11 protein-coding genes are annotated in these 9,286 nt (G+C 62.3%); 7 read left to right on the top strand and 4 right to left on the bottom strand.

Features of this window, described 5'->3' with window-relative positions; all coding sequences use genetic code 11:
• The first annotated feature begins 392 nt into the window (after nt 1-392).
• Nucleotides 393-584 carry a DUF1059 domain-containing protein gene (locus tag AC1DUU_RS13895; protein WP_476783998.1) on the top strand — a complete coding sequence of 64 codons (192 nt, stop codon included), beginning with the start codon at nt 393-395 and terminating at the stop codon, nt 582-584.
• 124 nt (nt 585-708) lie between these two features.
• Here the strand turns inward: AC1DUU_RS13895 and AC1DUU_RS13900 are convergent, their stop codons facing one another.
• The 4 genes from AC1DUU_RS13900 to AC1DUU_RS13915 all read right to left on the bottom strand — a co-directional run bounded on the left by AC1DUU_RS13900 (nt 709) and on the right by AC1DUU_RS13915 (nt 2,762).
• Entirely contained in the window at nt 709-1,011 is a 303-nt protein-coding gene (locus tag AC1DUU_RS13900; RefSeq protein WP_476783999.1) for a hypothetical protein, read from the bottom strand.
• A gap of 62 nt (nt 1,012-1,073) precedes the next feature.
• Complete coding sequence (locus tag AC1DUU_RS13905; protein WP_476784000.1) at nt 1,074-1,460, bottom strand: low affinity iron permease family protein; 387 nt, start codon at nt 1,458-1,460, stop codon at nt 1,074-1,076.
• 82 nt (nt 1,461-1,542) lie between these two features.
• Entirely contained in the window at nt 1,543-1,890 is a 348-nt protein-coding gene (locus tag AC1DUU_RS13910) for a DUF488 domain-containing protein (protein ID WP_476784001.1), read from the bottom strand.
• 41 nt (nt 1,891-1,931) lie between these two features.
• Nucleotides 1,932-2,762 carry an AraC family transcriptional regulator gene (locus AC1DUU_RS13915; RefSeq protein WP_476784002.1) on the bottom strand — a complete coding sequence of 277 codons (831 nt, stop codon included), beginning with the start codon at nt 2,760-2,762 and terminating at the stop codon, nt 1,932-1,934.
• Nucleotides 2,763-2,974: 212 nt separating this feature from the next.
• On the opposite strand from AC1DUU_RS13915, the gene AC1DUU_RS13920 reads away from it, so the two are divergent.
• From AC1DUU_RS13920 to AC1DUU_RS13945, 6 genes are all read left to right on the top strand, one after another.
• Entirely contained in the window at nt 2,975-4,219 is a 1,245-nt protein-coding gene (locus AC1DUU_RS13920; protein ID WP_476784003.1) for an MFS transporter, read from the top strand.
• Nucleotides 4,220-4,395: 176 nt separating this feature from the next.
• Complete coding sequence (gene rsfS, locus AC1DUU_RS13925) at nt 4,396-4,773, top strand: ribosome silencing factor (protein ID WP_476784008.1); 378 nt, start codon at nt 4,396-4,398, stop codon at nt 4,771-4,773.
• 17 nt (nt 4,774-4,790) lie between these two features.
• Entirely contained in the window at nt 4,791-5,273 is a 483-nt protein-coding gene (gene rlmH / locus AC1DUU_RS13930) for a 23S rRNA (pseudouridine(1915)-N(3))-methyltransferase RlmH (RefSeq protein WP_476784004.1), read from the top strand.
• Between the two features lie 122 nt (nt 5,274-5,395).
• Nucleotides 5,396-6,715, top strand: coding sequence for a murein hydrolase activator EnvC family protein (locus AC1DUU_RS13935; RefSeq protein WP_476784005.1), 1,320 nt, complete (start codon nt 5,396-5,398; stop codon nt 6,713-6,715).
• The gene (locus tag AC1DUU_RS13940; protein WP_476784006.1) at nt 6,716-8,044 is read left to right on the top strand and encodes a S41 family peptidase; all 1,329 of its coding nucleotides are present in this window, start codon (nt 6,716-6,718) and stop codon (nt 8,042-8,044) included. It abuts the gene before it with no gap.
• Between the two features lie 113 nt (nt 8,045-8,157).
• On the top strand, nt 8,158-9,286 hold a 1,129-nt coding region (locus tag AC1DUU_RS13945; RefSeq protein WP_476784007.1), incomplete at its 3' end, for a divergent polysaccharide deacetylase family protein.

Raw genomic sequence — 9,286 nt, forward strand, 5'->3', positions numbered from 1 at the left:
GTCATCCCGGAAACCGGAGCGAAGCGCAGGTTATCCGGGATCCATTGGTCATAGCATCGTCGTACTCGGTCGGGTCCTTGCCTTGGCGCACTTCATCCATGCCTCTGCAAACCGAGAACCCGGCCGTGCTGGTCAATAGATCCCGGGTCTCACGTCGCTTCGCTTCGCTCGCCCGGGATGACGGCGGTGAGCCCCCCGCTGCCCACGGTCGAGCAGCTGACCGGCTGCGAGCCCCGTACCTTCCGGCAATGGGCGTTTGAACGCGCAAATGCATTCCGCGGGCCGGCCGGGGAATGAGCGCCAGCGCCGGCACCTTGTCTTATGAGTTGCCGCTTCCTGCTTACGGGATTAATATTAGCTACATCTGATAAAATCGCTGGGAGGCGAAGACGATGCGCCAATATATCGATTGCCGTGAGTTCCCGAGCGAAATGAAGTGCACCGTAGCTATCGCGGCCGACACCGAAAAAGAACTCATTGATGCGGCCGTCCAGCACGCTGTGTCAGTTCATGGCGAAAAGGACTCGCCGTCTTTCCGTGCGGAGATCAAGAAGGTCATCCATTCCGGCACGCCGCCGGCCTGACCGTATCACGGGCGCTGGCATGCAGCCGGTGCCCTTGCTCGCCACGCCGCATTGATCGCACGGAAAAGCCGTGACAACGGCGTTGATCGCGGAGCGAAGGTGCGCGTTTAAACCAGATAGACGGTTATTGCCGGCGCGCGTTGCCGCCGCTGCGCATAGCCTTCAGCCGTTCGGCCGCGGATGCCGCCAGATCGGCGTAACGGTCTTCCAGCTTCTCGGCGGCGACCAGCACCTCGGGTTCGAAGTCGTTGGCTTCCAGCACCTGCCGCAGTTTTTCGACGAACTCGGCCTGCTGTTCGAGCGCGGCAAACAGCTTTTTCACCTGATCACGGCTGATGTCGGGATTGGCAAGCGTGACAGGTACCTCGCGGGCCATTTCCGCGCCGGTTTCGGCTTGCTCCTTGAGGATGTCCAACCAGTCAATCACGCCACACCGTACCCAACTCGCAACAATCTTGGGCCCGACATGAGCTATCGTCAACCTTGGCGCTACCCCTTCGCCTTTGACCTCGCCCGCGAGTCATGCCGCTTTGCCGCTTCCTCGCATTTGCGGCGGATTTCCTCGACCTCGGTCTCGGTCAGGTGCTCGATGCCGATGAAATGATTGTGGCCGGTGCTGACCCGGATCAGTTCGTCGAGCTTGGCCTGGATCGCGGCACCGTCGCGGTTCTGCGTGTTCTGGATGAGGAACACCATCAGAAAGGTGACGATGGTCGTGCCGGTGTTGATGACGAGTTGCCAGGTATCGGAAAAGCCAAAGAATGGGCCGGACACCGCCCAAACAACGATGATCAGGCAACAAGCCGCAAAGGTTGGCGGCAGCCCGGCAGCATAGGCCACCTTGTTGGCGATCCTGGTGAAAACCTTCTCGTACATGAAAAATTCCTTCGCCCAGCGAAAGGAAACAATCGGCACCCGTTCAGGTTCCCTTCGATCGCCCCGCAGCCAGACTGGATGCTCAGCCCTGAAGGGCTTGTTTTAGCACCACGGCCTGGTTGTGGAGTTTGTCACGGGCCGAGTAGACCAGCGTCAGCGGCCCCTTTGCTGCCTGCGCGCGCAAGTCTTCGACCAGCGCCGGTCGCGCCGCGAGTTCCAAAAGATAGCGCGAACGAAACGCGTCCCAGCGCTCAGGGGCATGACCGAACCATTTCCTCAGCTCCGTCGTAGGCGCGATTTCCTTGAGCCAGAGATCGACAGCGGCCTTTTCCTTGGTCACCCCGCGCGGCCAGACCCGGTCGACCAGCACGCGAAAGCCATCGTCGGCGGTGGCCGTCTCATAGACGCGTTTGATCCTGATGCTGTCCATTCCGAGTCAATGATAGGCTTCCGGGCATCGGAATGGCCAGTCTAGCTCTTGATCGGCAGCCAGAGCTCATAGCCGCCATTGCCCGTCACCGGATCAAAGCTTTCGGGATAGCGCTCGAAATGCGGGGCATCGGCGGCCTCGTGGCCCGAACTCGGAAACCACTTGCTCCATATCGTGTTGGTGATGCGTCGGATCGCCGAGATGTGCTCGGTGGTGGCGAACACGACATAACGCTGCGGCGGGATGCGCAGGCGGCTGAACTCCGATGTCAGGCCGGAGAAGTCAGTGACCTCGACACCGGCGATGTATTCGAAAGTGTCGTCGTCGAAATTGCAGCAGACGCCGTAGCCGACCATGCCTTTCTGGCCTGGAACGCTGCCGAAATGCGGGCCGAAGCGCTGCCACAGCGAAGGAATGGCGATGCTGGTCTCGCAAGTGTAGCGCTGGCCAAAGCCGGCGATGAGCAGTGGGCCGCCATCGACAAAACGCGGCGGGGCCAGGTTTTCAACAAAGGTTTCGTCCATTTTGAGGTGCTCCACGCATTCGGGTTGGGGAACAGCGCCCTTCGCACGCACCGCCTCGGGCGTGAGCCCAAAGCGGTCGCGAAAGGCCCTGGTGAACGCCTCATGCGAGCCGTAGCCGGCGTCGAGCGCGACCGCCAGAATGTCGGGCGCGCCTTTGGCCAGCGAGAACGCCGCGTCGGTGAGGCGGCGGGCTCTGATGTAACCCATGAGCGAATGGCCGGTGGCGGCACCGAAGGCGCGGGACATGTGGAAACGAGAGACACCGCCAATGGCGGCAATCTCGTCCAGTCCGATATCCCTGGAATAGTGGCTTTCGATGAACCAGATGGCTTTTTGAACCGGGGTCATTGGTCTTTCCTGCATGAGAACGCACCCGGTATGCCCCTTGTCGGCGCGGCTCGTTTGATTGTGGTTGCTGCAACGACGTTTTTCGCACGAAATGTCGATGGGCCAAAACGCGGGCCCTTTCATTTTGATCCAGGACAGGCAATTGGCGGAGCCAGCGTGACGATGTCGCTTTTGCAACTACGTACGCAGCAACGGCAGGCGAAACTGGCGGCATGGAACAAAAGCACGCGACAGGCCAGGACGATGAACCGCCCGCGCCGGTGATTGCGGTTGCCGGCGTCATCGTGGCGATGGCGCTGGTGGCGGTCGGCAACGGCCTGATGTTCGGCTACATTCCGATCAGCCTGGGTGCCGCCGGCTATGCACCGACCTGGGCCGGTACCATTCTCACGGGCCTCTCCGCCGGCGGGCTTGCCGGTTGCCTGCTCACCGGTGCGCTGGTGCGCCGGGTTGGCCATGCGCGCGCCTATATGGTGTTTTCAGCCCTGGTCGTGCTGTCCAACGTGGCTATCGGTGCCGGAACCTTCCCGGTTGTCTGGATCGCCGCGCGGGTGCTCTACGGCTTTGCCATATGCGGGCTGTTCATTGTGGCCCAGAGCTGGCTCAACGATGCCGTCGGCAATGAAATCCGTGGCCGCGTCATGGCGATCTTTTATGTCTCATATGTCGTCGGCCTGGGCGTCGGCTCGTTCCTRCTCGGCTTCGTCGATATCGCGACCGCGCAGGCGCCGCTCATTGGCATCGCCTTCAATGCTGTCTCGATCCTGCCGGTGGGGCTCACCCGCCTGCGCCAGCCGCCACCGCCAAAGGCTGCTTCGGTGGCGTTGGCACGCGCCTGGCGCATCTCGCCGGTCGGTGTCGCCGGCATGCTGGCCGTCGGCGGCGTGTCGATGCTGGTCACTGGCTTCGCGCCGATCCATGCCACCGCAAGCGGCTTCAGCCAGCAAGAGGTGGCGACGCTGTTGTTTGCCATGCCGCTCGGCACGCTGTTGTTCCAGATTCCGTTCGGCTGGATTTCCGACCGGACCGACCGGCGTTACGTGCTGGTTGCCGCTGGCCTACTTGTGGTGATCGCCGGGCTTGCAGCCAGCCGCTTCGACGGGAGCGCGCTGCCGATCATGGTTGCGATCTATGTGGTGTGGAGCGGGGCGAGCGAGTCGATCTATTCGCTGTCCAGCGCGCATGCTTCCGACCGCGCCAGCAAGGACGATCTGGTGGCCTTGTCGAGCAGCATGCTGTTTGCCTGGTCGCTGTCGGGTTTCATCGTGCCGGGCCTTGGCACCGTGCTGACCGCCTTCTACGGCACCTATGCCTTCATGTATGTGGCGATTGCCATTGGCGCGATCTGCACGGCCTTTGTCTTGTGGCGGCTGCGCATGACAAGTGCGGTTCCGGCACGTGAAAGCGGCAGTTTCTCGCCGATGTCGGCGCAATTGCCGCCGCCGGTCGATCCGTAGCGTTTCAAGAAAGATGGGTGCTAACGGCTTGTTGTCAGGTGTTTGCACGCGCTTGTCTTGAAACTGTAGCCCAACTCTGCCTATCTAAATGGTGTCGCCCACGTTCAGGGTGATTTGGTTGTTCCTGTCGGAAAGGAAAGACACTGAGAACAGCACTTCGGAAGAGGGCGGAAATCCTGCCTTCGCCGGCCGGGATAGGCGAATACGACGCTGTTGCCCGCGCCATCAAGACAGTCCTTGCCAGTCTGGAAGACTCCAAGGCCGAAAACATTGTCTCCATCGACATCCAGGGGAAATCGAGCCTAGGCGACTATATGGTCATCGCCTCGGGTCGGTCGCACCGTCATGTCGCCGCACTTGCCGATCATCTCCTCAAAGCGCTGAAGGATGCCGATCTCGGCACTGCCCGCGTCGAGGGGTTGTCGGGTGCCGACTGGGTGCTCATCGATTCAGGCGATATCATCGTCCATATCTTCCGGCCCGAGATCCGCGAGTTCTACAATCTCGAAAAGATGTGGCAGGCGCCGGATCTAGAGGAAGAAACGGTTCACTGAACCGTTAGAAGACAGGGATGAAGGTAGCGATACATGCCGTGGGCCGGATGAAAGCCGGCCCCGAGAAGGAACTTGCCGACCGCTATCTCGACAGGTTCTCGAAAAGCGGTGGGCCGCTCGGCTTCGACTTTTCCGGGGTCACCGAGATCGCTGAAAGCCGCGCGCAAAATGTCGACGAGCGTCGGCGCGAGGAAGCCGACAGGCTACGTGCCCAAATGGCGCCCGGAGCCGCGCTGATCCTGCTCGACGAGCGCGGCAAGAATCTCTCCTCACAACAGTTTGCCGACAAGATCGCTTCGCTGCGCGATGGCGGCCAGCGGGCGTTGATGATCGGCATTGGCGGGCCCGACGGCCATGATGTGGCGCTGCGCAACGAAGCACAGCTGCTGATTTCCTTTGGTGCCGCGACCTGGCCGCACCAGATGGTGCGCATCATGCTCGGCGAGCAGCTCTACCGGGCCGCGACCATTTTGTCGGGACATCCCTATCATCGCGCGTGAACGCCCGGAATTCGACAAAATGGCCGGGCAAATGTCCGCTCGCGGTCGTGCCCAACAAACATGGTTGATGGTTCGTTAACGATGCCGCCACTAAGGTCGCAGACATACAACCGGATCATCGCATGGCGCGGAACTCTCCAGTGAAGGCGTGGCTATCGCCGTGCCGCGGCATTGTCGCGGCGGGCATGATCACGCTTGCCTGCGGAACAGCTTCCTCCCAGGTGGGACCGCCGCTGCCGAACCCCGACCAGACGCGGTCCGTTTACGAAAGTGTCGCGCGCGACATCGAGCTGTCGGCCGAGCGCCGCGAAAAGCTGGCGGCTGAAATCGCGCAGGTGAAGAAGGACCACGCCTCGATCACCGCTGCGCTGATCCAGTCCGCAAAGACCGAACGCAAGCTCGGCCAGGACATCGAAGACATTGCCGGCAAGCTCGAAGGGCTCAAGGAGCAGGAGGCGGGCATCCGCACCTCGCTCAACATGCGCCGCGGCGTGCTGGCCGAGGTGCTGGGCGCGCTGCAACGCATGGGCCTCAATCCGCCGCCGGCGATCCTGGTCAAGCCGGAGGATGCGCTGTCGTCGATCCGCAGCGCGATCCTGTTGGGTGCGGTGGTGCCCGAGTTGCGCTCGGAGACCGACATATTGATGGCCGATCTCAAGGAGCTGTCGCGGGTGGTTGCCTCGATCGAGGCCGAGCGCGACCGCCTGACCACGGCGATGACGGCCCAGGCCGGCGAGAAGGCGCGACTCGATCTGCTGCTCGAAGCCAAGAGCCGTCTACGGGGCGAATCCGAGACGGCTTTGGCCGAAGAAACAAAAAAATCTGCCGAACTGGCGGCGCGAGCCGACAGTCTCAAAGAATTGATCGCARCACTCGATGCGCAGGCGGCGAAGAAGACAGCCGATGCGGAGGCCGCGCGGGTGGCTGCGGAGGAGGCTGCTAAGGCCGCCAACGAACCTGTCGTGCCAGTCGTGCCGGAAGCCAACCAACTTATTGCTTCCGCACCGTTTTCTCTGCTGCAGGGACAGGTCGCGCTGCCGGTCACCGGGCGCATAAAACGCCGCTTCGGCGCCGCCGACGGCATAGGCGGAACCATGCTTGGGGACATGGTTGCGACACAATCGGGCGCCATCGTCACGGCTCCGGCGGATGGAAGTGTTCTTTATGCGGGGCCTTTCCGCTCCTATGGTCAACTCTTGATCCTCAATGCCGGCGACGGCTATCATGTCGTCTTGGCGGGGATGAGCAGAATCAGCGTCGCGCCGGGTCAGTCCGTACTAGCAGGCGAGCCGATCGGTGCGATGGGTGAGGCGAGGGTGGCGAGCACCTCAGCTTCGGAAAATGCGAATGCGACGCCGGAACTCTATGTCGAGTTCCGCAAGGATGGAAAACCCGTCGATCCGACCCCATGGTGGGCGGACCGCACCTCTGGAAGGACATAAATGATGCGTAAACTGTCGCTTCTGCTTGCCGGGGCGTTGATGGGAGCCTCAGCGATGAGCCTGGTGTACGGTGCACCCGGCTCAACAGCGAACGCGGCGGGCTCAGAGACCTACCGCCAGCTTGCTATCTTCGGCGATATCTTCGAACGCGTGCGGGGCCAGTATGTGACCCCGCCGGACGAGAAGTCGCTGATCGAAAACGCCATTAATGGCATGCTGACCTCGCTTGATCCGCATTCGTCATATCTCAACGCTGAAGCCGCCAAGGACATGCGCGTCCAGACCAAGGGCGAATTCGGCGGCCTCGGCATCGAGGTGACGATGGAAAACGAACTGGTCAAGGTCATCACTCCGATCGATGACACGCCCGCAGCCAAGGCTGGCGTTCTGGCCGGGGATTACATCTCCAAGATCGACGGTGAGGAAGTTCGCGGCCTGACGCTGAACGACGCGGTCGAAAAGATGCGTGGCCTGATCAACACGCCGATCAAGCTGACGATCCTGCGCCAGGGTGCCGACAAGCCGATCGAGCTTTCGATCATGCGCGACGTCATCAAGGTCAAGGCGGTCAAGTTCCGCGTCGACAACGATGTCGGCTACATGAAGATCACCTCGTTCACCGAGAAGACCTTCGATGACCTGCAAAATGCGATCGCCGAGATCAAGAAGCAGATCCCCGAGGACAAACTCAAGGGCTACGTGCTCGACCTGCGCCTGAACCCGGGTGGCTTGCTCGACCAGGCGGTCAGCGTCTCCGACACCTTCCTTGACCGTGGCGAGATCGTTTCGACCCGCGGCCGCGATCCGAAGGACATCACCCGCTTCGACGCCCGTCCAGGCGACGACATCGACGGCAAGCCGCTGGTCGTGCTGATCAATGGCGGTTCGGCGAGCGCGTCGGAAATCGTCGCCGGTGCGCTGCAGGACCTGCGCCGCGCAACCGTTGTGGGCACGCAGTCCTTCGGCAAGGGTTCGGTGCAGACCATCATCCCGCTGGCCGAGAATGGTGCGCTCAGGCTGACGACGGCGCTCTATTACACGCCGTCGGGCAAGTCGATCCAGGGCAAGGGCATCTCGCCTGACATCAAGGTCGACCAGCCGTTGCCGGCTGATCTGCAGGGTCGCGACGTCACACGTGGCGAATCCGAGCTCAAGGGCCACATCAAGGGCGTGGAAGAGAGCGACAAGGGTTCGGGCTCGGCAGCCTATGTGCCGCCGGAGCCGAAGGACGACCTGCAGCTCAACTATGCGCTTGAGCTGCTGCGCGGGCAGAAGACCGACCCGTCGTTCCCGCCCAACCCTGACAAGGCTGTGATGAACCAGCAGTAAATCAGGTCGTCGCCGGCCCACGGGGCTGGTTGCTTGATCGAGGCAATGCAAAGCTGCCGGGGCCGCAAGGTTCCGGCAGTTTGATTCGGGGAGCTGGCTGAGAGCGCGGGGTGGTGCAGATCGAAAAAGAAATCGACCGTCCGCTTGGGCAGGCTGCACGCCGCCCCGCTGGCAAGCGGTTTGCCCAGCTGCGCAAGGGACCATTGATCGCTGGCCTGTGCGCTGCGGCGGTCGTTGCTGCGTCGGCGTCGATCGCGCTTGGCCAAAAACCTTTCCGCACGCCGGAAGTCGTTGCGGTTTCAACACCGGAGACCGTTGCAGCACCCGCCCAGCCTGTAGCCAAGCCGAAGCCGGAGACCGCACCAAACGCGAGCGGCCCGGCGATCATCCATGTCAATCCGCCGGTGGGCGAGGACGGGGTCGTTGTGATCCGCGATCCGTCCGCTGTCGGGCAAAACCTGCGTATCGCCCATCTGCCCGAAAAGGCGCTGATCGAAGACAGCGCGAGTGGGCCGCTGCCGATACGGGCGGCCGACGGACGACGTCCATTTGACGTATACGCACGTGCCTGGTCGGGTGCGCGGGGCGCGCGGGTGGCGATCGTCATCGGCGGGCTCGGCCTGTCGCAGACGGGAACGCAACAGGCGATCGGCAAGTTGCCGCCGGAGGTCACGCTTGGCTTTGCGCCGCAGGGCAACAGCCTTGGCCGCTGGATGCAGGCGGCACGGCGCGAGGGCCATGAGATCGTCATGCAGGTGCCGCTCGAGCCGTTCGATTTTCCCAACGTCAATCCCGGCCGCAACACGCTGACCGTCGATGCAAGTGCCGACGAAAACCTGAAGAACCTGCGCTGGACGCTGTCGCGGACGACCAATTACACCGCTGTCATGAACTATATGGGCGCGCGTTTCTCGGCGAGCCCAGAAGCGATGGGCGCGATGATGGCCGAGCTCGGCAAGCGCGGCATCGGTTATGTCGATGATGGCTCGTCGGCGCGCAGCCTGGCACCCGAACAGGCGCTGAAGAACGGCGTGCCGTTCGCGGCTGGAGATACCATCATCGATGCGGTCCAGGATCGCGGCGCGATCCTCAACAAGCTCGACGAGCTGGAGCGGACCGCGCGCGCCAAGGGTTTTGCCATCGGCACAGGCAATGCATTCGACGTCACGGTGGATGCCGTGACATCATGGGCAAGCGAGGCGCGAAAGCGAGGCATCGAGATCGTGCCGATCTCGGCTGTCG

It is taken from the genome of Aminobacter sp. P4_H6_2 (assembly GCF_056400805.1).